The organism is Nonomuraea phyllanthi, assembly GCF_006334985.2.
Taxonomy (GTDB): domain Bacteria; phylum Actinomycetota; class Actinomycetes; order Streptosporangiales; family Streptosporangiaceae; genus Nonomuraea; species Nonomuraea phyllanthi.
In genome coordinates this window covers 293,089-318,977 of record NZ_VDLX02000012.1, presented here as the reverse complement: position 1 = coordinate 318,977, position 25,889 = coordinate 293,089, and the positions used below count along the sequence as shown (strand labels likewise).

At 72.5% G+C, this 25,889-nt stretch carries 20 protein-coding genes; 7 read left to right on the top strand and 13 right to left on the bottom strand.

The annotated features are described in order from the left end of the window. Positions 1 to 48: 48 nt before the first annotated feature. The 6 genes from FH608_RS30845 to FH608_RS30820 all read right to left on the bottom strand — a co-directional run bounded on the left by FH608_RS30845 (position 49) and on the right by FH608_RS30820 (position 8,435). Complete coding sequence (locus tag FH608_RS30845) at positions 49 to 1,473, bottom strand: cytochrome b (protein ID WP_193318714.1); 1,425 nt, start codon at positions 1,471 to 1,473, stop codon at positions 49 to 51. A 111-nt stretch (positions 1,474 to 1,584) separates the two neighbouring features. After that, positions 1,585 to 3,027, bottom strand: coding sequence for an aldehyde dehydrogenase family protein (locus FH608_RS30840; protein WP_193318713.1), 1,443 nt, complete (start codon positions 3,025 to 3,027; stop codon positions 1,585 to 1,587). 58 nt (positions 3,028 to 3,085) lie between these two features. After that, a complete protein-coding gene (locus FH608_RS30835) occupies positions 3,086 to 4,696 on the bottom strand; it encodes a thiamine pyrophosphate-binding protein (RefSeq protein ID WP_139634147.1) in 1,611 nt (536 codons plus the stop codon). 66 nt (positions 4,697 to 4,762) lie between these two features. Then, positions 4,763 to 6,019 carry an MFS transporter gene (locus FH608_RS30830; RefSeq protein ID WP_193318712.1) on the bottom strand — a complete coding sequence of 419 codons (1,257 nt, stop codon included), beginning with the start codon at positions 6,017 to 6,019 and terminating at the stop codon, positions 4,763 to 4,765. Between the two features lie 101 nt (positions 6,020 to 6,120). Next, a complete protein-coding gene (gene hisC / locus FH608_RS30825) occupies positions 6,121 to 7,191 on the bottom strand; it encodes a histidinol-phosphate transaminase (RefSeq protein ID WP_139634145.1) in 1,071 nt (356 codons plus the stop codon). A 287-nt stretch (positions 7,192 to 7,478) separates the two neighbouring features. Beyond that, positions 7,479 to 8,435, bottom strand: coding sequence for a LysR family transcriptional regulator (locus tag FH608_RS30820; protein WP_139634144.1), 957 nt, complete (start codon positions 8,433 to 8,435; stop codon positions 7,479 to 7,481). A gap of 276 nt (positions 8,436 to 8,711) precedes the next feature. Here FH608_RS30820 and FH608_RS30815 point away from each other — a divergent pair, with 276 nt between their 5' ends. The 6 genes from FH608_RS30815 to FH608_RS30790 are packed head-to-tail and all read left to right on the top strand — an operon-like array spanning position 8,712 to position 16,261. Continuing rightward, entirely contained in the window at positions 8,712 to 10,424 is a 1,713-nt protein-coding gene (locus tag FH608_RS30815) for an FAD-dependent monooxygenase (protein WP_139634143.1), read from the top strand. Next, positions 10,421 to 11,890: a fumarylacetoacetate hydrolase family protein gene (locus tag FH608_RS30810; RefSeq protein WP_139634142.1), complete on the top strand. Its 1,470-nt coding sequence runs from the start codon at positions 10,421 to 10,423 to the stop codon at positions 11,888 to 11,890. Before FH608_RS30815 ends, FH608_RS30810 begins: the two co-directional genes overlap by 4 nt. Positions 11,891 to 11,945: 55 nt before the next feature. Then, positions 11,946 to 13,454 carry a 5-carboxymethyl-2-hydroxymuconate semialdehyde dehydrogenase gene (gene hpaE / locus FH608_RS30805; RefSeq protein ID WP_139634141.1) on the top strand — a complete coding sequence of 503 codons (1,509 nt, stop codon included), beginning with the start codon at positions 11,946 to 11,948 and terminating at the stop codon, positions 13,452 to 13,454. A gap of 57 nt (positions 13,455 to 13,511) precedes the next feature. Continuing rightward, on the top strand, positions 13,512 to 14,672 hold the full coding sequence (hpaD, locus tag FH608_RS30800) for a 3,4-dihydroxyphenylacetate 2,3-dioxygenase (protein ID WP_139634140.1): 1,161 nt from the start codon (positions 13,512 to 13,514) through the stop codon (positions 14,670 to 14,672). 15 nt (positions 14,673 to 14,687) lie between these two features. Beyond that, a complete protein-coding gene (hpaH, locus tag FH608_RS30795; protein ID WP_139634139.1) occupies positions 14,688 to 15,473 on the top strand; it encodes a 2-oxo-hept-4-ene-1,7-dioate hydratase in 786 nt (261 codons plus the stop codon). Continuing rightward, positions 15,458 to 16,261, top strand: coding sequence for an HpcH/HpaI aldolase family protein (locus FH608_RS30790; protein WP_139634138.1), 804 nt, complete (start codon positions 15,458 to 15,460; stop codon positions 16,259 to 16,261). The genes hpaH and FH608_RS30790 overlap by 16 nt, the downstream gene beginning before the upstream one ends. A 37-nt stretch (positions 16,262 to 16,298) precedes the next feature. Here FH608_RS30790 and FH608_RS30785 read toward each other — a convergent pair whose 3' ends face one another. Together FH608_RS30785 and FH608_RS30780 are read right to left on the bottom strand one after the other, a co-directional pair. Further along, positions 16,299 to 17,750 carry a class I adenylate-forming enzyme family protein gene (locus tag FH608_RS30785; protein WP_139634137.1) on the bottom strand — a complete coding sequence of 484 codons (1,452 nt, stop codon included), beginning with the start codon at positions 17,748 to 17,750 and terminating at the stop codon, positions 16,299 to 16,301. Next, positions 17,740 to 19,293 (bottom strand): NAD(P)-binding domain-containing protein, encoded by a 1,554-nt coding sequence (locus FH608_RS30780; RefSeq protein WP_139634136.1) that lies wholly within the window; start codon positions 19,291 to 19,293, stop codon positions 17,740 to 17,742. The genes FH608_RS30785 and FH608_RS30780 overlap by 11 nt, the downstream gene beginning before the upstream one ends. 62 nt (positions 19,294 to 19,355) lie before the next feature. Between FH608_RS30780 and FH608_RS30775 the strand changes: the two genes are divergently transcribed. Then, the gene (locus FH608_RS30775; protein ID WP_139634135.1) at positions 19,356 to 20,834 is read left to right on the top strand and encodes an aromatic amino acid ammonia-lyase; all 1,479 of its coding nucleotides are present in this window, start codon (positions 19,356 to 19,358) and stop codon (positions 20,832 to 20,834) included. A 319-nt stretch (positions 20,835 to 21,153) separates the two neighbouring features. Here FH608_RS30775 and FH608_RS30770 read toward each other — a convergent pair whose 3' ends face one another. Genes FH608_RS30770 through FH608_RS30750 form a run of 5 tightly spaced genes read right to left on the bottom strand, consistent with a single transcriptional unit; the run spans position 21,154 to position 25,884 of the window. Continuing rightward, positions 21,154 to 22,209 (bottom strand): VWA domain-containing protein, encoded by a 1,056-nt coding sequence (locus FH608_RS30770; RefSeq protein WP_139634134.1) that lies wholly within the window; start codon positions 22,207 to 22,209, stop codon positions 21,154 to 21,156. Further along, entirely contained in the window at positions 22,210 to 23,196 is a 987-nt protein-coding gene (locus tag FH608_RS30765) for a VWA domain-containing protein (protein WP_226900045.1), read from the bottom strand. A gap of 44 nt (positions 23,197 to 23,240) precedes the next feature. After that, positions 23,241 to 24,125 (bottom strand): DUF58 domain-containing protein, encoded by an 885-nt coding sequence (locus tag FH608_RS30760; protein ID WP_139634132.1) that lies wholly within the window; start codon positions 24,123 to 24,125, stop codon positions 23,241 to 23,243. A gap of 6 nt (positions 24,126 to 24,131) precedes the next feature. Further along, positions 24,132 to 25,121 carry an AAA family ATPase gene (locus tag FH608_RS30755; protein WP_139634131.1) on the bottom strand — a complete coding sequence of 330 codons (990 nt, stop codon included), beginning with the start codon at positions 25,119 to 25,121 and terminating at the stop codon, positions 24,132 to 24,134. 16 nt (positions 25,122 to 25,137) lie between these two features. Then, complete coding sequence (locus tag FH608_RS30750; RefSeq protein WP_226900044.1) at positions 25,138 to 25,884, bottom strand: S1C family serine protease; 747 nt, start codon at positions 25,882 to 25,884, stop codon at positions 25,138 to 25,140. Positions 25,885 to 25,889 lie beyond the last annotated feature (5 nt).

Sequence of the window (25,889 nt, the reverse complement as noted above, 5' to 3'; positions counted from 1 at the left end):
GGAGGGCCGACGAGGTCACGGCGCGAGATCCGCGCGTCGGCGCGGAGGTCAGCGTCCCGACGTGATCGCCTGCTCCCGGCGCTCGCTCGGCGCGGGGGCCAGCCGCTCGTGGAAGCCGCCGTCCGGCGACCGCGTGATGATCCCGGTCTCCACTCCGTGCTCGGCCACCTCGTGATCCGCCTGCTGGAGCGCGAGGCAGATCCACCGGGTGACGGCGAAGGCGATGACCGGGCCGATGAGCACGGCGTACCGGAAGCCGATCGTCACCGCGTCGACGGTGAGGTGGAACTGGTGGGCGATCTGGTCGTTGGCCGCGGCCGCCCACAGCAGGCCGTAGAACGTGACGCCCGCGACCGCGATGGCCGTCTTCACCGGCGTGTCACGGGGCCGTTCGAGCACGTCACGCCCCGCGGAGGCCGCACGGCGCCCGGGACGGCCGAGCGCGGCCCGCGCCGCCGGGGTCACACGGCGCTCGGGCCGACCGAGCGCGTCGCGGCGGGTGCGCCGCGAGAGGAGGAAGCGCTCCGCCGCCGGGTACGCGGCCAGGGCGGTGAAGAAGATCCCGGGGATCACCAGCGTGGGCACGAGGACCGCGAGGCTGAGCGTGTAGTCGCCGATGGTGAGCTCCCATCCGGGCATGATCCGGAGCGCGCCGTCGAGGAAGCCCATGTACCAGTCGGGGACCGAGCCCGCCGAGACGTGCGTCGGCTTGGCCGGGCCGTACAGCCAGATGGGCGCGATCTGGAACCCGTACCCGAGAATGATCAGCATGCCGACCGTGGCGAGCGCCATCATCGGGCGCGCGCTCCGGCGCCCCGGCAGCGAGGCGACGAACCGGGAGTGGCCGTGCCGCCGCACCAGCAGCTCGCGGGCGATCAGCAGCGCGGCCACGACGAGGGAGAGCACCAGGTGCCCGCCGTACATGACCGGGATGACCTGGTCGCCGGGGAAGCCCGGGCCGAACAGCAGTGACAGCGCCCAGGTGCCCACCACGGGGATGGACTGCACCACCGACATGATCAGCCACAGGCTCCCGCCCGACAGCATGTCGTCGGGCAGGGCGTTGCCGGTCTCGCCCGCCGCCATGCCGAGCGCCAGCAGCGTCACCCAGATCAGCCACTGCCCGGTGCGCGGGCGGCGGAACGCGCCGGTGAGGAACATGCGCAGCAGCTGCGTCGCGACCGCCGCCACGAACACGAGCGCCGCCCAGTGGTGCATCTGGCGGATGAGCAGGCCGCCGCGCACCTCCAGGCTGAGGTGCATGGTCGAGTCGAAGGCCCTGCTGACGAGGAGTCCGCGCAGCGGGCCGTACGAACCGTCGTACGTCACCTGGGACATGCCGGGGTCGTAGAACACCATCAACAGCGCCCCGGTCACCATCAGGACGACGAACGACCAGACGGCGATCTCGGCGAACATGAACGACCAGTGGGAGAACTGAAACGAGCGGCGCTTGGCCGACAACGTGCGCATGGGAGGCCCCCTTTTGCCTTGCCTACCCATACGACGGCTTCGGGCCGGGCTATGTGACGTCGGCAAGGCGCCGGAGACGGTGATTCGCGTCACCGCCTCCCGAAGGCCCTCCTACGAGGCTCCACGCTGCAGGGACTTCGGCACGAGGTACTCCTCGACACCGTAGACTCCGCGCTCGCGCCCGTACCCGGAGTGCTTGACGCCTCCGAACGGCGCGTCCCAGGCGGTCGGCGCGTCGCTCTGGATGACGCCGCCGACGCGGAGCCGCCGGGCGACGCTCTCGAAGCGGGCGTCGTCATCGGTCCACACCCGGGCGATGAGGCCGAACCGCGTTCCCTCGGCGAGTTCGACGGCGTGCTCCTCGCTGTCGGCGGGCTGGATCGCGAGCACGGGCCCGAACACCTCCTCCTGCACGATCGGCGCGCCGGGGTCGTCGGCCACGACCACGGCAGGGGCGGCGTACCAGCCGCGGGTGAGGTGGGAGATGTCCTTCGACGCGACCGTGCGCACGCCCGCGCTCTCGCCGGCCACCCGGAGGTGCTCGGCCACCGCGTCCCGCTGCCCCTGGTTGGCCAGCGGCCCGACGGTGGTGGCCGCGTCGGAGGGGTCCCCCACGACGACCTGCGCCATCACCTGGCGGACCTCGTCCTCGGCCTCTTCGAGGAGGTGGCGCGGGACGATCAGCCGGGACAGCGCCGCGCACGTCTGGCCCGCGTTGGCGAAGCAGCTCCCGATCGTGTGCCGTACGGCGGCACGCACCTTGTCGTCGTCGAGGACGATCGCGGCGCTCTTGCCGCCCAGTTCGAGCGAGGTGCGCGTCCCCCACCGCGCGGCGGACAGGGCGACCTGGCGCCCGGCCTCGACGGAGCCGGTGAAGGAGACGAAGTCGGCGCGGGCATGGCCGGCGATCGCGCTGCCCACGCTGCCGCCGCTGCCGCAGACGACGTTCAGCACGCCGGCGGGCAGCCCCGCCTCGGCGAACGCCTCCGCCAGGAGGAACGTCGTGAGCGGGGCGACGGTCGCCGGCTTGACGACGATGCCGCACCCGGCGGCGATCGCCGGCGCCACCTTCAGGGCCGCCTGCATGAGCGGGTAGTTCCACGGGGTGATCGCCCCGACGACGCCCGCGGGCTCGCGGACGACCTCCGAGGTGCCGATCTTCTGGCGCTCGGTGATCGCGTCGAGCGCCGAGGCCGCCGTGAGGCGGATGGCCGCGAGGCCCAGGGCGACCTGCGTGCCGCGGACCTGGCTCGCCACGGTGCCGACCTCCGCCCGCATCGTGGCGGCGAGGTCGTCCGCCATGCCCTCCAGGATGTCGGCGGCCTTCTCGACCACGGCGACGCGGTCGGCGGGCGGGACGCTGGCCCACTGCTTCTGCGCGCGTGCGGCGGAGTCGAACGCGCGGTCGACGTCCTCGGCGGTGGCGGACCGCAGCCTGGCGATCTCCTCGCCGGTCGCGGAGTCGTCCACCGGTGCGTACGACGTGCCCGACGGGACGGCCCGCGCGTTGTCCAGCCACAGCGAGTCGTCGACGACGCCCCTGGGTGATGCCATGATCCTCATCCTTCCTGGATCGTGAGTTGATGGAGGCCCGCGGATCTCGCGTGGCCGCTCAGCCGATGGACGGCTCCGCCAGGAGCTTCCACGGCGAGGGGACGTCGCCGAACGGGACCTCGATGAGCACCGGCGCGTCCGTCCCGCGGGCGTTGCGGATCGCGGCCCCGAGCCCGTCGGGCGTGCTGACCCGCTCTCCCGCGACGCCGAACTCCCTGGCCAGGGCCACGAAGTCCGGGTTGTTGAGCTCGACGCCGATGGTGCGGCCGAACGTCTCGGACTGGATGCGCTGCACGTTGCCGAACGCGTCGTTGCGGAAGACCACGGTCACGAGCCCGATGCCGTACTTGGCGGCGGTGGACAGCTCCTGCAGCGCCCACCCGAAGCCGCCGTCACCGTTGATCGAGACGACCTGCCTGCCCCGGGCGCCGACGGCGGCGCCGAGACCGACCGGGAAGCCGTAGCCGAGCGTGCCCTGGTATCCGGGCGTCACGTAGGTTCCCGCCTGGTAGACGGGGAACGCCAGGCGGGCCGCGTAGCCGACCTGCGTGAGCTCCTCGACGAAGATGCCGTCGTCCGGCAAGGCCCGGCGGATCGCCTGAAGCCACCCCACCTGGGGCGCGATCGCGCTCAGCGCCTCGCGTTCGCGCTCGCGGTAGCCGTCGAGCGCCGGCGCCGCGCGCTCGACGTCGGGCAGGGCGCCGGCGATCGCCTCCAGCGCGACCGTGGCGTCGGCGATGACGGCCACGTCGAACGCGCGCGGCGCGCCCACGTCGGCGGGGTCGGCGTTGATCGCGATGAGGCGGTGGCGTCCGGGCCGGATGACCGGCTGCCCGGCCATGGTGATGAAGCGGGTGCCGACGGCGAGCACGACGTCCGCGTTCGCGAGGACCTCCGCGCCGGCCAGGCGCGACAGGGCGAGCGGGTGCCGGTCGCTGATGGCGCCCTTGCCGTTGCGGCTGGTGATGACGGGTGCGGCGAGGCGCTCGGCCAGCGCCTGGAGCGCGGCGCTCGCCGCGGCGTCGCGCACGCCGCCGCCGACGACGATCGCGGGCCGCTCGGCGGCGGCGAGGATCTCGGCGGCGCGGGCCACCGAGTCCTCGTCGATCTCGACGGTACGGTCACCGGCGGGCTTCTCCACCCCGGCGGCCGTCGCCGCCTGGAGCACGTCCGGGGGGATCTCGATGCCGACAGGCCGCGGCCGCCCGCTGGAGACCTGGGCGAACGCCTCGCGCACGAGACCGGGGATCTCCTCGGGCGACCTCGCGATCCCGTTCCACTTGGTGAGCGAGCGGAGCAGCTCGCTCTGCCCCTGGATCTCGTGGAGCAGGCCGAGACCGCGGCCGATGGCGGGCGACGGGATCTGACCGGCGATGCAGACGACGGGGCTGTTCGTCGCGTAGGCGGTGGACAGCGCCGCGCCGGCGTTCAGAAGGCCGGGGCCGGGGACGACCATGCAGACGCCCGGCCGGCCGGCGACCCGCGCGTAGCCGTCCGCCATGTACGCGGCGCCCTGCTCGTGCCGCGCCGAGATGAACTCGATCGACGCGCGGTTCTGCGCGAGACCGTCCATCGCGTAGTCCAGCTGGATCCCGGGGACGCCGAAAACGGTCTGGACGCCCTCCGCGATCAGCTGCTCGGCGAGGAGCTCTCCGCCGGTCTTCGTCATTTCGCTTACCTTTCCTCCGCCCCTGCCGCAGGGGCGGTTCTCACTCTTGCCGGGTGCCTCGTGGCACTAGATGGCGCTGAGGTCTCGGGTTCTGCTCTCCGACGCGACCAGGATCGCCACGAGGCAGATGGCGAGCACCCCGAGCCACACCCAGCCCAGCACCGCGATCCCGCCGCCGACGGCGACCAGGGAGGTCGCGATGAGGGGGGTGAAGCCGGAGCCGAGCGCCGAAGCGGTCTGGAAGCACAGCGACGCGCCGGTGAAGCGGAGGCGCGTCGGGAACAGCTCCGCCAGGAACGCGGCGAGCGGGCCGAGGATGAAGCCCTGGATGAACTGGCCGACGATGACGGCGACGGCGAAGCCGCCCGCGGTGCCCGTCTGGATCAGGTTGAGCATCGGGAAGACGAAGGCCAGCGCCGCGACGATCCCGATGATGAGGGGCGGGCGCCGTCCCCAGCGGTCGCTCAACCGGGCGCTGATGATCGCCGCGATGAGGAGCGCGATCGAGCCGAGGATCTTCAGGTTCAGGATGGTCGTGCGGTCGGCGCCGAGCTCGACGGCGTGGTTGACCGCCCACGAGGTGGCGATGCCGTCGATCGTCAGCTGGCTGATCGCGACGATGATGCCGAGCCCGGCCTGCAGCGGGTAGCGGCGCAGGACTTCGAGGATCGGCACCTTCCGCTTCTCCGCCTCCTGGTCCAGCGACTGGAACAGCGGGCTCTCGCTGACCTTCAGGCGGATGACCATGCCGACCAGGACGAGCAGGAAGCTCACCAGGAAGGGGACGCGCCAACCCCACGAGAGGAACTGGTCCTGCGGGAGCGTGGAGGCGAGCGAGACGGATCCGGTGGCGAGCATCGCGCCGGCGGGCGCGCCGAGGCTCGCGAACGAGGCCGCGAAGCCGCGCTTCGCCCCGGGCGAGTTCTCGAGGGCGATGAGCATCGCGCCGCCCCACTCGCCGCCCACGGCCACGCCCTGCAGGACCCGGCAGATGACGAGGAGGATCGGCGCCGTGGCACCGACGAGCTCGGAGGAGGGCAGGAGGCCGATCGCCATGGTCGAGATGCCCATGAGGAGCATGGTGGTGACCAGCACGCCCTTGCGGCCCAGCTTGTCGCCGAAGTGGCCGAAGATCACGCCGCCGAGCGGCCGTCCGACGTACCCGACGGCGAGCGTGACGAACGACGCGATCGTGGCCGTCGTCGGGGAGAGGTTGTTGAAGAAGACGTGCGGGAAGACGACCGCGGCGGCTATGACGTACAGGACGAAGTCGTAGAATTCGATCACGCTTCCGCTGAAGCTGGACAGCAGAACGCGTCGCATGGGGCCATGCCACAGTGAGTCGGATCGGTCCTGTTGCGTGACTGCGGTGTTCACGGGGGATTTCATGCGAGGTCTTTCGGGGTACGGCCGCGCGGGTGCGGTCAGCGGGGGTGGTGGGCCAGGGCGGGGAGAGCGTTGAGGAGGTGCTCGGTGTCCTCCGGGGAGCCGACGGTCACGCGGATGCCGCCGCCGATGGGGCGTACGAGCACGCCGCCGGCCGCGCAGGCCGCGGCCACGCTCGCGGCCGACTCGCCCAGCGGGAGGAAGACGAAGTTGGCCGCGGACTCGACGACGTCCCATCCGCGGGAGCGAAGGGCCTCGGTGAGGACGGCGCGCTCCGCCACGATCGACGCGACGCGGCGCGCGGACTCGGCCACCTGCTCCGGCCGGAGCGCGGCCAGCGCGCCCGCGACGGCGACGCCGTCGATCCGGAACGGCACGCCCAGGCGCGACACGTGGCTCATCACGTCGCCGTCACCGACCGCGTAGCCGACGCGCAGGCCCGCGAGGCCGTGCGCCTTGCTGAGCGTGCGGACGACGATCACGTTCGGGTGCTCGTCCATGAGGTCCAGGCCGTTGACGTCCTCGGCGAACTCGACGTACGCCTCGTCGAGGACGACGGCGACGTCCTCCGGCATTCGCGCCAGGAACTCCTCCAGTTCCGCGTTCGTGTACGCCGTGCCCGTCGGGTTGTTCGGGTTGCAGATGACGACGACCCTCGTGCGGGGCGTGACGGCACCGCGCATGGCGTCGAGGTCGTGGGCGTGGTCGCGCAGCGGAACGGCGACCGGCACCGCCGAGTTGGCGGCGGCGGCGGTCCGGTAGTAGGGGAAGCTGGGCTCGGCGAAGACCACTTCGGATCCGGGGTCGGCGAGGGCCCCGACGATGTCACGCAGCAGCGCGGTCGATCCGTTGGCGACGGCGACGCCGCCGGCCGGCCGGCCCACGTGCGCCGCGATGGCGTCGCGGAGCTCGGTGTACTGCATGTCGGGGTAGCGGTGCGCGCCGTCGAGGGCGGCCTTCATCGCGTCCACGATCGCCGCCTGCGGCGGCCACGGAACCTCGTTCGAGGCGAGGCGGGCCTGCCTGCGCGTCTCTCCGCGCTCGGGACGTCGGCCCGGCACGTACGGAGGCAACCCCTCGAGCCGGTGGGCGATCCTCAGTGATCCCACGTTTCTCCTTCATGAACTTCGCCGAGCGCGTGATAGAGAGCCGCGCGGCCGGTTGCACCACATTGCGCCCACCAGTGGGCTTAGGGCAATCACAAATATTCGGCTAAACAGTTCATGAAACCTAAACTTTCGCCGCCCGCGTCACCGCAGAGGGTACGTCGCCCCGCCACCGTCACGGTCCAGGGGGTCGCCCCGGCCGGCCGCCAGAGCAAGCCGACCGACCGCCAGAGCAAGCCGGCCGACCGTCAGAGCAGGCCGACCGGGCGTCAGAGCAAGCCGGTCTGGCGTCAGAGCATGCCGGTCTGGCTCACGGGCGTTCCGTCGCGCGAGGCGAAATGCCCCGCGACCGCCTCGCGGCAGTACGCCCGCAGCGCCTCCACCCGGGCGGTGCGCCGCGCGCCGGGGGCCGTGGCGAGCACGACGTGGTTCGCGGGGATCTCGTCGGCGATGGGGCGGTACACGATCGGCTTCCCGTCGTACGTGAGGTCGCCGTGGGGACGGCCCATGATGATCGTGTAGCCGAGGCCGCGCGCGACGAGCGAGCGGATCGTCTCGACGTTCGCGCTCCGCCAGCGCACGCGAGGCGTGATGCCGGCGTTGCGCAGGATCTCCTCGACGTGGTCGGTGGCCGGGCGCATGGCGAGGAGGACGGCGTACTCGTCGGCCAGGGCGCTGAGGGAGACCTTCTCCTGGCTGGCCAGCGGATGGTCCGGCGAGACGGCGAGCTGCAGCCGGACGGGGACGAGCCGCTGGACGTCGACCTCGGAGACGATGTGGTTCTCGTACAGCAGGGCCGCGTCCAGCCGCCCCTCGGCCAGGAGCGTCTGGAGCGCCGCCGACGCCCCCTCCTCCAGCTGGAGGTCGATCGCGGGGTGGTACTGCGCGAAGTACTCGGCCATCTGCGGGAACAGCCACGGCGACAGGGTCGTGAAGATCCCGACCCGCAGCGGGCCGCTCAGCTCCCCGCGGATCGTCCCGGCCAGCTCCTGGATGTCCTCCAGGCAGCGGGAGATCACCCGCGCGGTCTCGTAGACGCTCCGCCCGGCGTCGGTGATCTCGACTCCCTTGCCGCGCGTGCGCAGCGTGAGCTGGACGTCGAGGAGCTCCTCCAGCTGGGTGATGGCGAGCGAGACCCCACCGGCGGACACGTGCAGCCTGCGTGCCGCCTCGGTCACGGACCCGCTCTCGACGACGGCGCAGAAGTACTGCAGCTGCCTCAGCGAGAGCGCCGACGCTCCATTCACTTCAGTCTCCTTGAACTATCAATCACGATAGTTGTCATTGCTTGATGTAGCGAGTCCACGCAAACTCGTTGTGTTCCACCAGCTGAGGGTTCGTCCCAGAGCGTCCAGATCCCGTAACAGGAATTCGACGATGATCGCCAAACCCACGACCGCGCCGCACGCCGGGCGGTCCCAGAAGAGACTCTACGCACACCCCGGGTGTGCCGGATTCTCCCGTCGAGCTCCCTCGGCAGCGCGATCTCACTGCCACCCGCTGACCCAGAGGAGCCTCGTAAAGTGACCCACTCCGCCACCTTCGACGCCGATGTCATCATCGTCGGCGGAGGACCCGTCGGCCTGGTGGCCGCGATGGATCTGGACTCGCGCGGAGTCTCGACGATCGTCATCGAGGAGAACCCCTACCTCGACCCCCCGAACGTCAAGTGCAACCACGTCTCCGCCCGCACGATGGAGGCGTTTCGGCGTCTCGGGCTGGCCGACAGGGTCCGCTCGGCCGGCCTGCCCCCCGACCACCCCCAGGACGTCGCCTTCCGCACCTCGGTGACGGGCGTGGAGTTCGGCCGCATCCCGATCCCCTCCACCGCCGCGCGCCGCGACGGAACCGGGCAGGGCCCCGACACCACCTGGGCGGTCGCCGAGCCGGCGCATCGCGTGAACCAGCGGTTCCTCGAGCCCGTCCTGGAGGAGCACGCGGCCTCGCTCCGGCACGTGAGCCTCCGCAACGAGGTCAGGGCCGTATCGGTCGCCCAGGACGCGGACGGCGTGACGGTGGAGACCGTCCCGGTGGGCTCGGAGGAGCGGACCACCCTGCGCGGCCGCTACCTCATCGGCGCCGACGGCGGCCGCTCGCTCGTGCGCAAGGCCATCGGGTCCGCCTTCCACGGCGACCCCGTCCTGCAGCACGTGCAGTCGACGTGCATCAGGATGCCGGACCTGTACGAGCACATGACGGCCGGCAAGGCATGGGGCTACTACGTCTACAACGGCCGCCGCAACGGCCACGTCTACTCCATCGACGGCGTCGAGACCTTCCTCATCCACACGTACCTGAGCCCCGAGCAGGCCGAGCGCGAGGAGGTCGACCGCGACCGCGCGATCCGCGACATCCTGGGGATCTCCGACGACCAGTCGTACGAGTTCGTCTCCCGTGAGGACTGGATCGCCCGCCGGCTCGTGGCCGACAAGTTCCGCGAGGGACGCGTCTTCATCGCCGGCGACGCCGCCCACCTCTGGGTGCCCTACGGCGGGTACGGCATGAACGCCGGCATCGCGGATGGGCTCAACCTGTCGTGGCTGCTGAGCGCCGTGATCGCCGGCTGGGCGGACGAGTCGATCCTGGACGCGTACGAGGCCGAGCGCCTGCCGATCACGGACCAGGTGTCCCGCTTCGCGATGTCCCATCTGCGGAAGATCTCCGACACCGACGTGCCCGACGACCTCGAAACGGACGGCCCCGAAGGGGACGCGGCCCGCGCGGCCTTCGGGAAGCTCGCGTACGACCTGAACGTCCAGCAGTTCGCCGCCGCGGGCCTCAACTTCGGATACACCTACGCGGACAGCCCCATCATCGTCCCGGACGGCCCGGCGCCGGAGTACACGATGGGCGCGTACACGCCGTCCACGGTGCCGGGTTGCCGCCTCCCCCACCACTGGCTGCCGGACGGCTCTTCGCTGTACGACCACCTCGGTCCGTGGTACACGCTCGTGGCGCTCGACCACGTCGACGCGGCGGAGGCCTGGGCGGAGCGGGCGCGCGCCGCCGGTCTGCCCGTCGTCGTGGTCAGGCTGCCCGAGGCCGTCGAGGACCCGGCGTACACGACGCCCTTCGTGATCGCCCGTCGCGACCAGCACGTGGCCTGGCGAGGAACGGCGCTCCCCTCGGACGTCGCCGCCTTCGCCGCCCGGCTCGGCGCCGCAGTTCCCTCCCGGCGCACGAGCGATCGAACGTCCGTTGATTCCGCAGGCGAACGCGCGGAGGCCACCCTATGAGCAGCACACCCGTACCCGGTCCCCTTCCCGGCACGCCCGGGAAGATCATCGCCGTCCACCTCGCCTACGAGTCGCGCGCGGCGCAGCGCGGCCGGCGCCCCGCCGCTCCGTCGTACTTCCTCAAACCGTCGAGCTCCCTCGGAGCCTCGGGCGGCACGGTGGAGCGCCCCGAGGGCACGGAGCTCCTCGGCTTCGAGGGCGAGATCGCCCTCGTCATCGGCTCCCCCACGCGCGGCGTCTCCCCTGCCGAGGCCTGGAACCACGTGGCGTGGGTGACGGCGTCGAACGACTGGGGGCTGTACGACCTGCGCGCCAACGACAGGGGGTCGAACGTGCGCAACAAGGGCCGCGACGGATACACCCCCCTAGGCCCGCGGCTCATCGACGCGCGGACGGTGGACCCCGCCGCGCTGCGCGTGCGGACGTGGCTCAACGGCGAGCTCGTCCAGGAGGGCGAGACCGTCGGCCTCATCTTCCCGTTCGCGCAGATCATCGCCGACCTCTCCCAGCACCTCACCCTGGAGACCGGCGACGTCATCCTCACCGGCACCCCGGCCGGCGCGTCGGTGGCCGTCCCGGGAGACGTCGTCGAGGTCGAGGTGGACGCCCCGCACCTGGCCGGCGCGCCGAGCTCGGGCAGGCTGACGAGCCGCGTGATCGCCGGTCCCGGCGGCTTCGACCCCGCCGTCGGCTCGCTCCCCTCGGTCGACGACCTCCAGCGCGAGGAGGCGTGGGGCTCGCGCGAGGCGGCGGGCCTTCCCGCCTCCGCCATCAACCCCGAGCTGCGGGACAAGCTGCTCAAGGCGCCGGTCGCCGGGCTGTCGCAGCAGCTGCGCAGGCGCGGACTCGACAACGTCTCGATCGACGGCGTGCACGCGACGCGGCCGGGCACCAAGCTCGTCGGAGTCGCGCGGACGCTGCGCTTCGTCCCGAACCGCGAGGACCTCTTCCGGAGCCACGGCGGCGGCTACAACGCGCAGAAGCGCGCGTTCGACGCCGTGCGAGAGGGTGAGGTCATCGTCATCGAGGCGCGCGGCGAGCGCGACTGCGGCACCCTCGGCGACGTGCTCGCCCTCCGCGCCCTCGCGCGCGGCGCGGCGGGCGTCGTCACCGACGGCGGCGTGCGCGACTACGCGACGGTCGCCGGCATCGACCTGCCCGTCTTCAGCCAGGGACCGCACCCCGCCGTGCTCGGCCGCAAGCACGTGCCGTGGGACGGCGACCTCACGATCGCCTGCGGCGGCGCCACGGTCCAGCCCGGCGACGTCATCGTGGGCGACGACGACGGTGTCGTCGTGATCCCCCCGGCGATCGCCGAGGAGGTGGCCGACGCCGCGCTCGCCCAGGAGAGCGAGGACGCGTGGATCGCCCAGCAGGTCGCCGCCGGCCACCCCGTCCACGGCCTGTTCCCCATGAACGCGGAATGGCGCGCGAGGTACGAGGCGGCCACCGAGGCCGGGCCCTGACGACCCGCGCCCCGACGACCTTCGATTCCCCATCACCTCTGAACTGGAAGATCAGATGACCGACACCGCGACCTCCGCCCGGCACGTCCCCGCCGGACTGCCCGAGCGCATCCGGCACTACATCGACGGCGAGACCGCCGACTCGCTCGACGGCGACACGTTCGACGTGCTCGACCCCGTCTCCAACGAGGTGTACGCGCGGGCCGCGGCCGGCAAGAAGGCCGACGTCGACCGCGCCGTCGCCGCGGCCCGCCGCGCGTTCACGCAGGGCCCGTGGCCGCGCATGCTGCCGCGCGAGCGCTCGCGCGTGCTGCACCGCATCGCCGACATCGTCGAGTCCCGCGACGCCCGCCTCGCCGAGCTGGAGTCGTTCGACTCGGGCCTGCCGATCAAGCAGGCGCTCGGCCAGGCGCGCCGGGCGGCCGAGAACTTCCGGTTCTTCGCCGACCTGGTCGTCGCGCAGGCCGACGACACCTTCAAGGTCCCCGGCCGCCAGATCAACTACGTCAACCGCAAGCCGATCGGCGTGGCGGGGCTCATCACGCCGTGGAACACCCCCTTCATGCTCGAAAGCTGGAAGCTCGGCCCCGCCCTCGCGACGGGCAACACCGTCGTGCTCAAGCCGGCCGAGTTCACGCCGCTGTCGGCGTCGCTGTGGGCGGGCATCTTCGAGGAGGCGGAGCTCCCCCAAGGCGTCTTCAACCTCGTCAACGGCTATGGGGAGGACGCCGGCGACGCTCTCGTACGGCACCCGGACGTGCCGCTCATCTCGTTCACGGGCGAGAGCCGCACGGGGCAGATCATCTTCGGCAACGCCGCCCCCTACCTCAAGGGCCTGTCGATGGAGCTCGGCGGCAAGTCGCCCGCCGTCGTCTTCGCCGACGCCGACCTCGACGCCGCGATCGACGCGACCATCTTCGGCGTCTTCTCCCTCAACGGCGAGCGCTGCACGGCCGGCAGCCGCATCCTCGTCCAGCGCGAGGTCTACGACGAGTTCGTCGAGCGGTACGCGGAGCAGGCCAAGCGCGTGAGGGTCGGCCACCCGCACGACCCCGCCACCGAGGTCGGCGCGCTGGTGCACCCCGAGCACTTCGAGAAGGTCATGAGCTACGTCGAGATCGGCAAGAGCGAGGGCCGGCTCGTGGCGGGCGGCGGGCGCCCCGAGGGCTTCCCGACCGGCAACTTCGTCGCCCCGACCGTCTTCGCCGACGTTCCCTCCGGCGCCCGCATCTTCCAGGAGGAGATCTTCGGCCCGGTCGTCGCGATCACGCCCTTCGACACGGACGAGGAGGCGCTGGCGCTCGCGAACGACACGAAGTACGGCCTCGCCGCCTACGTCTGGACGAACGACCTCAAGCGCGCCCACAACTTCGCGCAGGCGATCGACGCGGGCATGGTGTGGCTCAACTCCAACAACGTCCGCGACCTGCGCACGCCCTTCGGCGGCGTCAAGGCGTCGGGCCTCGGGCACGAGGGCGGCTACCGCTCGATCGACTTCTACACCGACCAGCAGGCCGTGCACATCACGCTCGGCGAGGTCCACAACCCCACGTTCGGCAAGTAGAGAGCAAGCCCAGTAGAGAGCCCAGTAGAGAGCCCAGTAGAGAGCAAGGACGCCGACATGACCGTCACCGACCGTACCCCGACCTCCTCCGGCTTCCACGTCAGCCAGGAGGCGCCCATCCACGCGGAGAACCCCGTCCCCACGCCCTCCTCGCCCCCGCCCGACATCGTGCGCTGCGCGTACATGGAGCTCGTCGTCACCGACCTCGCCGCCTCCCGCGAGTTCTACGTCGACGTGCTGGGCCTGACCGTCACGGAGGAGGACGACGAGGCGATCTACCTCCGCTCGATCGAGGAGTTCATCCACCACAACCTGGTGCTGCGCAAGGGGCCGGTCGCCGCCGTCGCGGCGTTCGCGTACCGGGTCCGCACCCCCGAGGACCTCGACCGGGCCGTCGCCTTCTACACGGAGCTGGGATGCCGCGTCGTGCGCCGGCCGGACGGCTTCGTCAAGGGCATCGGTGACTCCGTGCGCGTGGAGGACCCGCTCGGCTTCCCGTACGAGTTCTTCCACGCCGTCGAGCACGTCGAGCGCCTCGCCTGGCGCTACGACCTCTACACGCCCGGCGCCCTCGTGCGGCTCGACCACTTCAACCAGGTCACGCCCGACGTGCCCAAGGCCGTGCGCCACTACCAGGACCTCGGGTTCCGCGTCACGGAGGACATCCAGGACGAGGACGGCGTCGTCTACGCCGCGTGGATGCGCCGCAAGCCGACGGTCCACGACACCGCGACCACGGGCGGCGACGGCCCCCGCATGCACCACGTCGCGTTCGCCACGCACGAGAAGCACAACATCCTCGCCGTCTGCGACAAGCTGGGCGCGCTGCGCCGCTCCGACGCCATCGAGCGCGGCCCCGGCCGCCACGGCGTCTCGAACGCGTTCTACCTCTACCTGCGCGACCCCGACGGGCACCGCGTCGAGATCTACACCCAGGACTACTACACGGGCGACCCCGACAACCCCGTCGTCACCTGGGACGTCCACGACAACCAGCGCCGCGACTGGTGGGGCACGCCCGTCGTGCCGAGCTGGTACACCGACGCCTCCCTCGTGCTCGACCTCGACGGGAACCCGCAGCCCGTCGTGGCCCGCACCGACGCGAGCGAGATGGCGGTCACGATCGGCGCCGACGGCTTCTCCTACACCCGCAAGGACGACGCCGGCGAGATGCCCGAGTACAAGCAGGGCGAGTACAAGCTGGGCCACCAGCTCTAGCGCGGAAGGCTCATCATGCTCACCGAAGACACCATCGCCTCCCTCGCGGAGGAGCTCGCGGAGGCGGAACGGACGCGCGAGCTCATGCCCCGCATCACCGCGCGGTTCCCCGAGGCCACGGTCGAGGACTCCTACGCCGTCCAGGCGGTCTGGAAGGAGCGGAACCTCGCCGCCGGGCGGCGCCTCGTCGGCCGCAAGATCGGGCTGACCTCGCGTGCCATGCAGGCCGCGACCGGCATCTCGGAGCCCGACTACGGCGTCATGTTCGACGACACCGTGTGGGAGAACGGCGCGCGCATCCCGCACGACCGGTTCTCCAACGTCCGCATCGAGGTCGAGCTCGCCTTCGTCCTGAAGGAGCCGCTGGAGGGGCCGCGCTGCACGCTGTTCGACGTCATGCGCGCGACCGAGTACGTCACGCCCGCCCTCGAAGTGCTGAACTCCCACATCGAGCTCGAGGGCCGCACGATCGTCGACACCATCTCCGACAACGCCGCCTACGGCGGGCTCGTGCTCGGCGGCAACCCGGCGAGCCCCGACGCGATCGACCTGCGGTGGGTGTCGGCCCTCCTCTACCGCAACGAGACGATCGAGGAGACGGGCGTCGCCGCCGCGGTGCTGAACCACCCGGCGACCGGGGTCGCCTGGCTCGCCAACAAGACGCACCGGCACGGCGACCGCCTGGAGGCCGGCGAGATCATCCTCGCCGGCTCCTTCACCCGGCCCGTCTGGATCGAGAAGGGCGACACCGTGCTGGCCGACTACGGACCGATGGGGACCATCTCATGCCGCTTCGTCTGAACCCGACCCTCCGCGACCGGCTCGCCGCCGCCGAACGCCCGCTGTTCGGCGGATGGGTGTGCTCCGGCTCCCCCGTCATGGCCGAGATCATGGCGGGCTCGGGGCTCGACTGGGTGCTCATCGACATGGAGCACGCCCCCAACGGCCTCGAATCCACGCTCGCGCAGCTCTACGCCGTCTCGGCCTACCCCGTCACGCCCGTCGTGCGCGTCCCCGCCGCCGACCCCGTGATGGTCAAGCAGGTCCTCGACCTCGGCGCCCAGACGATCCTCGTACCGATGATCTCGGCACCCGACGAGGCCCGGGCCGTGGCGGAGGCCGCGCAGTACCCGCCCGCCGGCCGCCGCGGCGTCGGGAGCGCCCTCGCCCGCTCCGCCCGCTGGAACCGCGTGGACGGCTACCTCCCGAACGCCGCCGACCACGTCTCCGTGTTCGTGCAGATCGAGACGGCCGAGGGCGCCGACAGCGCGGAGGCGATCGCGGCCACCCCCGGCATCGACGGCGTCTTCGTCGGCCCGAGCGACCTCGCCGCCTCCATGGGCCTCCTGGGGCAGCAGACGCACCCCGACGTCGTCGCCGCCGTCCACCGCGCCTTCGCCGGCGTCGCGGCGGCGGGCAAGCCGGTCGGCGTCAACGCCTTCGACCCGCGGGCGGCGCGCGCGTACGCGGACGCCGGGGCCCGCTTCGTGCTCGTCGGCGCCGACGTCGCCCTCGTCGCCCGCGCCTCCGAGGCCCTGGCCACGACCTTCATCCACGACACGGAGGACGCGGCACGCGCCTCCTACTGACGCGCACCGCACGCGGTTCTCCGACCTGATCGGCGCTCTAGCCCGTCCGGTCGGGCGGTTCCAGGAGGCGCTTGTCCGGCTTTCCGCTCGGCCCCGACGGCACCTCGTCGATGACGGTGATGGTCGCCGGCACGCAGCCGTCGCCGAGCCGGTCCCTGACCAGGGTGCGCAGCGAGCCGACGTCGGGCGTGCGGCCCGCCGCCGGGACGACGAACGCGTGCACCGCCTCGCCGGTGTCCTCGTCCGGGGCGCCGACCACGTACGCCTCGGCGATGTCGGGGGAGGCGGCCAGGGCGCGCTCGATCGGGCCGGCGTAGTGGAGGTTCGCGTTGACGATGATGACGTCCCGCGTGCGCCCCACCAGGTAGAGGCGCCCGTCGTCGTCGAAGTGGCCGAGGTCGCGCGTGCGCACCCACCCGCCGGCGAACACCTCCGCCGTCTCCCCGGGGTCGGCCCAGTAGCCGATGGCCTGCGCCGGTGTGCGGACGTACAGCTCGCCGTCGGTCCCGGCGGGAACGGGCACGCCGTCCGGATCTCTGATCTCGACGTCGATGACGTCCGGCGGGAAGCCGACCGAAGGGGGCACATCCGACGGCGTGGCCATGGAGATCGTGCCAGTCTCGGTCTGCCCGTAGCCGTGGAAGACGACGGGGCCGAGCACGTCGCGGGCCTCGCGGAGCCGGGACGCCTCCACCGGCGACCCGGACACCATGAGCGCGCGCAGGCTGCTCAGGTCGGCGGGCGCGGCGCGTTGCGCCGCGACCAGCCGGTACAGCCGCGGCACGGTGATGACGCTGGCCGACGCCCGGTGCTCGACGATCGCGTCGGGGAACGCCGGCTTGTCGGCGACGACCATGGTGCCGCCGGCAGCGAGCGTGAGGACGCCGTACTCCATCATGACCTGGCTGGCCAGCGAGCCGAACACCAGGTAGCGCTGGAGCCGGGAGGCCAGCTCTTTGATCGCCGGCGGCCACGCCGCGGGGCGGGCCGTCCAGGCCGCGTCCATGGCGGCGTAGGTCTGCGCGCAGCCCTTGGGGGTGCCGGTGCTGCCGCTGGTGTGGACGAGCCGGGCGACGTCGTGCGGGCGTCCGGACAGGCGTAGCGGGCCGCCGTCGTCAGGCGTCTCCAGCAGTTCGGCAACGGTCAGCGCTCCCTGGGCGGGGTCCGCGTCGGTCACGATCGCGGCGATGTCCTGCCGCAGGACGTGCCGCGCCTGCGCGCCGGGAAGCCCGGGCCGCACGCCGACGACCCGGGCGCCCACGGCGTAACCGGCGATCATCGCGGCGAACGCCTCCGGGGTCACGCCGAGCATCATCGCGATCCCGTCCCCCGGCCCGAGGCCGGCCGCGCGCAGACCGGCCGCGAGCCGCCGGACGAGGCCGAGCAGCTGCGCGCCGGTGACCGTACGCGTCCCGTGCTCGATCACGGGCCGGTCACCGGCGGCGGCCAGGAGGTCCAGGACGGCCCGCGGGTACGGGTCAGCCGGCATCGGCGAGGCATTCCTTGGCGAAGACGGCCAGTGGCTGCTGGTGTATCGCCGGCATGTCCCACTCGTTCTCGAGGTTCTCCGCGAGGTGGTGCACGCCCGCCTCGGCGCCGTCGCGGTAGTAGCGCACCACCGGGTGCAGGTAGCTGGCGTCGTACGCGTGCTCGGCGTCGTTCTCCGCCACGCGCGGGATCGAGATGTCGAACGGGTCGGCGCAGTCGTGGTCGGCGCCGTACTCCAGGGTGACGACGAACCTGTGCCGGGCCGGGCCGAGCCCGCCGTCGGCGGCGTACGCCACGGGGACCTCCCGCTGGTACAGCGCCGGGCCGCCGTTCACGGTGACCACGTCGCCGAGCACGCCGAACTGCTGCCACAACGCCGACGAGCGGTTGACCCGGTCGATGATCGCGTCGCTGATGGCGTCGGGAGTCGGCTCGACCTCGTCCGCCGGCCACGAACCGCCGTGGTGGCGGGCGGCGAGGATCCGGTAGAGCGCACGCGCGCCGTACCGGTAGCCGTGGATGAACCCGCTGGTGCCCTGCTTGAAGTCGCGTTGCTGGGTGAGCGTGCCGGCGAAGTACAGGCCGGGGACGGTGGTCGACTCGTACGCCGGCGTCTGCTCGGGGAAGCGGTCGTTGATGACCAGCGCGGGCCTGCAGTCGTCGTCGAACACCGAGGCGTCGAACCGGAAGCCGGTGCACGCGATGACCCGGTCGTAGAACAGCTCGCGCAGCGCCTCCACCGTGCGGGCGTAGCGGAAGATGACGCGGTAGCGCCCGTCGTCGCGGCGTTCGATGCTCTCCACCGTGCCGTCGAGCACGGTGTTCTGGGACTTGAGCTGGTAGCTGTCGAGGAAGTTGTTGTTCACCGCGCGCAGGTGCCCGACGAAGTGCGACTGCCAGGCCATCCTGACGGAGTGCGGCCCGGCGACGTGGATGACGGCGGCCTTGTGCATGAGGGAGTCGGCGGTCTCGAACGCGGAGTTGCCCTTGCCGATCACCAGGACGCGCTGGCCGGTGAACGACGCCGGGTCGGTCTCGAAGGTGTCGTAACGCTCCGCGGTCTCGATGCCGGGGATCGGCGGGACGTACGGCCGGGAGACGCCGGTGGCCATGACCAGCCGCCGTCCCTGGAACGATCGTCCGTCACGGTCGGTGACGCTGAACCCGTCGTCGCCCCGGCTGATCCGTACGATGTCGGTGTCGTAGCGCGCCCGGACGCCGGTCGCCGCCGCGAAGTCGGCCAGATAGCGGACGAAGTCATCGGCCCGCGGGAAATACTCCTCGCTGTACCGCGTGAAGAGGAGCTCGGGGTCGTCGCTCAGCAGCGAGTTCCAGTCCATCCGCAGCCGCCGTTCCGGGTCGTCGTACCCGGTGTGCACCTTGTTGATGGAGATCAGCTGACGGTGTCGCGGGAACCGGGTGAAGAACGTACCGGGCCCGGCGCCGCGTTCCAGGACGACATAGTCATGACCGTTACGTTCCAGCAGTGCGGCGAGCTGTAGCCCGGCAGGTCCGGCTCCGATGATCACGTAGTCATGCGCCATGGTTCGCAAACTAGGCGCGAATTCTCAGAGATTTCTGAGAATTGGCGCCTTATCGTCCAGGCGTGCCCGACATCGATCTCGCTGCCCCCCTGTGTCCCGCCGACCTCCACAGCGCCGCCACGCCCGTGTCCGTACGGGTGGACGCGAGCGTGCGCGACCGCGTCGAACGCGGCCGTGGTTTCCTCCGCGACGTGCTGGACGAGAAGGAACGTCCCGTGTACGGCGCGACCACCGGCTTCGGGGCGCTCGTCGGATTCGCCGGCCGGGAGGAGGAGGCCGACCAGTGCGACAACACCCTGGCCCACCTCGGCGCCGGGCAGGGTCCGGACCTGCCCCATGACGTGACCAGGGCCGCGCTGCTCGTACGCGTGTGGTCGCTGGCGCAGGGGCTGTCCGGCGTCTCGGCGCACGTCATCGACGGGCTCGCCGCGATGTTCGCGACGACGTTCGTGCCCGCGGTCCCGCGCTACGGCTCGGTCGGCGCCAGCGGTGACCTGATCCCGCTGGCCTACGCCACCCAGGCGCTGCGCGGCCGGGGCCACGCGTACGTCGAAGGCCGCCGGATGCCCGCAGCCGACGCGCTGCGCCAGGCCGGGCTGAGCCCGCTGGCGCTCGACGGGCGGGACGCGCTCGCGCTGGTCAACGGCACATCCCTGACCACCGCCGCGACCGCGCTGGCGCTGGACAGCGTACGGGCCTCCCACCGCGCGATCCAGGCCCTCACCTGCCTGCTGGCCGACCTGCTCGGGTGCGACCCGGGCTTCCTCGATCCCCGGCTCCTCACCGCCTACGGCCATCGCGGCGCGGCCGACGTCGCCGACGGCATGCGCAAGACGCTCTCGGGGATGAGGCCGTCGGGCACGCGCGCGCTGCAGGAGCCGTACAGCATCCGCTGCTCGCCGCAGTTGCTGGGCGCCGCCGAGGACGCGCTCCGGTACGTCGACGGCGTCGTCGACGCCGACCTGTCCAGCGTGAGCGACAACCCGCTGTTCTTCCCGGGCGACGACCTGGTCGTGCACGGCGGCAACTTCTTCGGGCAGCCGGCCGCGTTCGCCTCCGACGTTCTCGCGATGGTCACCGCGCAGCTCGGCAACCTCGCGGAACGGCAGCTCGACCTGCTCGTGGACCCGGCACGCAACGGCGGCCTGCCACCGATGCTGGCCGCCGGGCCCGGCCGCCAGCACGGCATGCAGGGCGTGCAACTCGCCACGACCGCGTTCGTCTCCGAGATCCGCCGCGCCGCCGTACCCGCCGGCATGCAGAGCCTGCCGACCAACCTGCACAACCAGGACGTGGTGCCTTTCGGTACCCAGGCCGCCCTGCGCGCCCACGACATGGCCGCCCTGCTCCGCCTGCTCTGCGGCTCGCTGGCGGTGGGCCTGCGGCAGGCGGCGCACGTCGGCGCCCGCCGCCCCACGGCGCCCGGCTGCGGGACACTGCTCGACGCCCTGTCGGAGGCGATCCCTCCGGTCGATCCCGACCGCCCGCTGGACGCCGACGTCCGCAAGGCCGCCGACCTGGTCACCGCAACACTCGCCTGACGATCCCGTCCCAGGGCGCGGCCGGCCCTGGACGTGGCGCTCGATCAGGCCGCGGCGCTCGGGCCGGTCTCCGGGCGCCGGTCGCCCGTCGCCGGGCGCGGCGGGACGGTGCGCCGGTGACCTCACCGGCGATGCCGGTGCGCTCGGGCCCTGCCGTCCGGGTGCGCGACGAGATCCGGCTGCGGCACGGGGCGCGAACGCGTCGTGGTCGCCTCCCGGATCATCACCGAAGCGCGTCGGCGTCGCGGCATCGACGGACGGCTCGGCCGCCGGGCGGCGGAGGGCCGAGGCCGCCGGGAGCGGAACCCGAGGCTGGGCGTCAGCGGGCAGGAGTGCGGGGGCGGTTCCACCAGAGGGACAGGGACAGGGCCGCGGTGACGAGGACGGCGCCGCCGGCGGCGAAGACTGCGGCCGTGTCGACCTGCTCCCGGACGACGGTGAAGGTGCCGGGAAGGGTGTCGAGGGCGCTCTGCAGCTGGTCGGCGTTCTCGGCGCGGCGGTAGGAGCCGCCGGTGGTCTGGGCGATCTGCTTGAGGGCGGGCTCGTCGATCATGCGGATGTTGCGGCCGCCGTCGAAGCCGCCGCGCCCGCGGAAGCCGCCCCAGCTGCCCCAGCCGCGGCCGTCGAATTCGGAGTTGTCGCAGACCATGGGGACCGGCTCGGTGGTGCCGAAGCCGATGGTGAAGACGCGGACGCGGCGCAGGGCCGCCTCCTGGGCGGCGGTCTGCGGGTCGACGCCCTGGGTGTTGGCGCCGTCGGTGAGCACGACGATCGCGGCGCCGGCGTAGCCCTGCCCGCCGGCGGGAGGGTCGGCGCCGGTGGGGGCGACCGAGGGGTCGACCTGCGCGATGGCGTCGATCGAGGTGAGCATGGCCTGGCCGATCGCGGTGCCGTGGGCCACGGTGAGGTTGTCGAGGGCCTCGATCAGGGAGTCGGTGTCGTCGGTGGGCGGGACGAGCAGGCCCGCGGATCCGGCGAAGGTGACCAGGCCGATGCGCGGCCCGCCGCGCATCGACTCGATGAAGTCGGCGGCGGCCTTCCTCGCGGCGGTGATGCGGTTGGGGTCGACGTCGGTGGAGCACATGGAGCCGGAGGTGTCGAGCGCGAGCAGGATCGTCGCCGACGTCTGCGGCACGGGCACCGACGCCTGCGGCCGCGCGGCCCCGACCGCCAGCAGCACGAGCCCGGCGACGAACAGGGCCGGGGGGATCTTCCGGATCCAGCGCGTACGGCCCGGCAGGGCAGTGCGGACGAGCGCGATCGAGGTGACGCGTACGGCGGAGCGCCGGCGGCGGCGCAGCGCCCACCAGCGGACGGCGAGGATCAGCGGGATGATCAGGACGGACAGCAATGCCCACGGCCATGACAACATCATTCAGATCACCCGTCCGGACCGGAGCACGGTGAACGCCGCTCCCCCGGCCAGCAGCGCGAGGGCGAGCCCGATCAGGGCACCGGCGAGGGGCAGCGGCTCGTCGGAGACGGTGAGCCGCAGGTCGATCGTGTCGGCGATCCCGTCGAGCCGCGCGGCGTCGGCGGCGGGGTGGTAGCCGCCTCCGGTGGTCTGCGCGATCAAGGTGAGGGTGTCCTCCTCCAGCGAGGTCTGCAGGTGGTAGCCGTCGACCGTGACCGTCGCCCCGGCTGTGGTGCCGACGCCGACGGTGTGGATGTGGACGCCCGCCTTCTGGGCCACTTCTGCGGCCTGTTCGAGGTTCCTGCCCTGGTTCTGGCCGTCGGAGAAGATCACGATCGTGGCCGACGGCCAGTAGCCGATGTCGGGCGCGGTGCCGTCGCGAGCGACGGCCACCTGCCTGCCGGTGATCGCCGTCAGCGAGCCGGTGATGGCCGTCGCGAGCGAGGTGCCGCCGGTGACCCTCAGGCGGTCGATCGCCTTGAGCGCCTGGGAGTGGTCGGCGTCGGGCTTCGCGGTGGTGAGCGCGCCCCGCTCGAACGCGACGACCCCGATGTCGACGCTGTCGGGCTGCGCCTCCACGAACGCGCGGGCGGCCCGCTGCGCGGCGGCCAGCCGGTTGGGGGCGACGTCGTCGGCGCCCATGCTGTTGGAGACGTCCATGGCGAGGACGACGGTGCCCGACGTGCGCGGGACCGGCACCATGGCCGCCGGCCCCGCGGTCGCGACGGCGAGCACTCCGACGCCGGCGATCGTCAGGCCGACCCCGAGGTACGCCCGGCGCCCGCCCGGCACGGCGACCCCGGCCGCGGCGAGGGCGGCGGCCCGGCGGCGCGCCGAGACGACGGCCGCCCAGGCGAGCGCCGCCGTGACGAGCACCCCGACGGCCAGCAGCAGCGGGGACGACACGGTGAGGCTCCCGACGGACACGGCGAGACGCCCGGCGGACACGGGCAGACTCCCGACGGACCCGATGAGGCTTCCGACAGGCCCGGTCATGGCGACCGGTCCCGGGTCCGGGCGACGACCTCGACGAGCGCCTCGGCCAGGTCGCGGCCGGTGTCGATGCGGTGGACGGGCACCCCGGCCCGGCGCATGCCCGCCGCGAGCCGGGCGTCGCGGTCGTCGACGGCCTCGCGGAACCGTACCCGGAGCAGCGGATCGGCGGAGTCGACGACGAGCTGCTCGCCGGTCTCGGCGTCCTCGACCACGATCAGCCCGGCCTCGGGCAGCACGTCGTCGGCCGTGTCCACGATCCGCAGGGCGACCACCTCGTGCCGCCGGGCCAGGCGCTGGAGCGAGCGCTCCCAGTCGCCCTCGCCGATGAAGTCCGACAGCACGACGACGAGCGCGCGGCGGCTTGCGAGCCGTCCGGCGGCGTCCAGCATCTCCGCCAGGTCGGTGGTGGCGCCGCCGCGCGACCCGGAGGTGCGTTCCAGCTCGGCGCCGATCCGCAGCGCGTGCCGCCGGGACGTGCCGGGCGGCACGACGCGCAGCATCCCGGTGTCGAACAGCAGGGCGCCGACGCGGTTGCCGCCCCGCCCGAACAGCCGGGCGAGGACGAGCGCGAGCTCGGCGAGCACGTCGTGCTTGCCGCGCCCCGGCCGGCCCGCCGCCATGGACGCCGACCGGTCGAGCACGAGCCACACCGTCAGCTCGCGGTCCTCGGTGAACACGCGCACGTGCGGCTCGTCCAGCCGCGCGGTCACGTTCCAGTCGATGTGCCGGGCGTCGTCGCCGTCCCCGTACGCGCGCAGCCCGGTGAAGTCGATCCCGGAGCCCCGGTACGCGGTGCGGTGGGCGCCCTGGAGCCGGCCGTCCAGCCTGCGGACGACCTTCCACTCCAGGCGGAGCAGGAGCCTGTCAGGGGCGGTGGCCATGGCGGCTCAGCGGTTCTGGAGGACGACGTCGGGTGCCCGGACCGCTCCCAGCACCCTGGTGATGATCGTGTCGGCGTCGACGTCGTCCGCGAGGGCCTCGTACGACAGCACCAGGCGGTGGCGCAGCACGTCGAGCGCGAGCTCCGACAGGTCGTGCGGCAGGACGTAGTCGCGGCCGCGCAGGAAGGCCAGCGCCCGCGCGCCCGTGACGAGCGCGATGGACGCCCGCGGGCTCGCCCCGTAGGTGACGTACCGCTCCAGCTCGCCGAGCCCGGCCGTCCCCGGGGAGCGCGTCACGGAGACCAGCCGTACCGCGTAGTCGATGACCGCCGGATCGACGTACACCTGCCGGGCGCGGCCCCGCATCGCCATCAGGTCCTCGGACGTCACCATGGGCTGCGGCGGCTCGGGCGGGCGCAGCGCCCGCTCGACGATCGCCTGTTCCTCGGTCTGCGTCGGGTAGTCGACGACCACCTTCATCATGAACCGGTCGACCTGCGCCTCGGGCAGCGGGTAGGTGCCCTCCGACTCGATCGGGTTCTCCGTCGCCATGACGAGGAACGGCTCGGGCACCCGGAACGTCTCGCGGCCGATCGTCACCTGGTGCTCCTGCATCACCTCCAGCAGCGCGCTCTGCACCTTGGCGGGGGCGCGGTTGATCTCGTCGGCGAGGAGCAGGTTCGCGAACACCGGGCCGAGCTCCGTACGGAACTCCCCGGAGTGCTGGTGGTAGACCCGCGTGCCCACGAGGTCGGCGGGCACCAGGTCGGGGGTGAACTGGACGCGCTGGAAGCTCCCGGCGATCGCGGCGGCCAGCGACCGCACCGCGAGCGTCTTGGCCAGGCCCGGCACGCCCTCCACCAGGAGGTGCCCGTCGGCGATCAGCGCGACGGCCATGCGCTCCAGCAGGACGTCCTGCCCGACGATCGTGCGTTTGACCTCGAACAGCACCTGTTCGAGCGGATGAGCCGGCTCGGGGGACGTGGTCGAGGTCATGTGGTGTTCCCTCTCGTCATATCCGGAGCCCTTCGCCCGGCGGGCCGTCGCCGTCGCCGCCGCCCAGTGCCTCGCCGATCGGCACCGCGAAAGCGATGCCGGCGAACGCCTCGTCGCCTCCCGGGTCGGCGATCGAGACGACGATCCCGATGACCAGGCCGCGGGCGTCCAGGAGGGGACCGCCGGAGCTGCCCGGGTTGACGGAGGCGTCGAACTGGATGAGCCCGCTCAGGTCGCGATCGCCCTCGTCGGCGGACCGGTTCAGGCCGGACACGACGCCGGTGGAGACGCTGTACGTCAGGCCGAGCGGGTTGCCGATGGCCACGACGGGCGCCCCCACGGCCACGCCGCCGCCGATCGTCGCCGGGACGACGATCTCCGGCAGTTTCGCGGGCCTGAGGGCCGCGACGTCGCGCTTGGGATTCGACGCCGCGACCACGGCCTTCGTCCTGGTGCCGTCCGCGAACGTCACGGTGACGTCCTTGGCGTCCTCGATGACGTGGTGGGCCGTCAGGATCGTCCCGTCCTCGGCCGCGATCACGCCGGTGCCGAGCGACCTTCCGGCCTGGATGACCGCCACCGACGGCCCGACCCGCTCGAAGACCTCGGCCGCCGTGAGCGTCGCGCTGGGAGTCGGTGTCGCGCTCGGCCGGGGGGCGGCCTCCTCGCCGCTCCCGCCGCTGCTTCCCAGCCAGTACGCCAGCAGCGCCACGACGACGAGCACGCCGCCTCCGGCGACGAACCGCCGAGTCCTTCCGGCCACAGCTC

Coding starts and splice junctions, on each gene's coding strand:
- FH608_RS30845 (WP_193318714.1), bottom strand. CDS start 1,473: ATGCGCACGTTGTCGGCCAAGCGCCGCTCGTTTCAGTTCTCCCACTGG.
- FH608_RS30840 (WP_193318713.1), bottom strand. CDS start 3,027: ATGGCATCACCCAGGGGCGTCGTCGACGACTCGCTGTGGCTGGACAAC.
- FH608_RS30835 (WP_139634147.1), bottom strand. CDS start 4,696: ATGACGAAGACCGGCGGAGAGCTCCTCGCCGAGCAGCTGATCGCGGAG.
- FH608_RS30830 (WP_193318712.1), bottom strand. CDS start 6,019: ATGCGACGCGTTCTGCTGTCCAGCTTCAGCGGAAGCGTGATCGAATTC.
- FH608_RS30810 (WP_139634142.1), top strand. CDS start 10,421: ATGAGCAGCACACCCGTACCCGGTCCCCTTCCCGGCACGCCCGGGAAG.
- hpaE (WP_139634141.1), top strand. CDS start 11,946: ATGACCGACACCGCGACCTCCGCCCGGCACGTCCCCGCCGGACTGCCC.
- hpaD (WP_139634140.1), top strand. CDS start 13,512: ATGACCGTCACCGACCGTACCCCGACCTCCTCCGGCTTCCACGTCAGC.
- hpaH (WP_139634139.1), top strand. CDS start 14,688: ATGCTCACCGAAGACACCATCGCCTCCCTCGCGGAGGAGCTCGCGGAG.
- FH608_RS30790 (WP_139634138.1), top strand. CDS start 15,458: ATGCCGCTTCGTCTGAACCCGACCCTCCGCGACCGGCTCGCCGCCGCC.
- FH608_RS30785 (WP_139634137.1), bottom strand. CDS start 17,750: ATGCCGGCTGACCCGTACCCGCGGGCCGTCCTGGACCTCCTGGCCGCC.
- FH608_RS30780 (WP_139634136.1), bottom strand. CDS start 19,293: ATGGCGCATGACTACGTGATCATCGGAGCCGGACCTGCCGGGCTACAG.
- FH608_RS30770 (WP_139634134.1), bottom strand. CDS start 22,209: ATGATGTTGTCATGGCCGTGGGCATTGCTGTCCGTCCTGATCATCCCG.
- FH608_RS30760 (WP_139634132.1), bottom strand. CDS start 24,125: ATGGCCACCGCCCCTGACAGGCTCCTGCTCCGCCTGGAGTGGAAGGTC.
- FH608_RS30755 (WP_139634131.1), bottom strand. CDS start 25,121: ATGACCTCGACCACGTCCCCCGAGCCGGCTCATCCGCTCGAACAGGTG.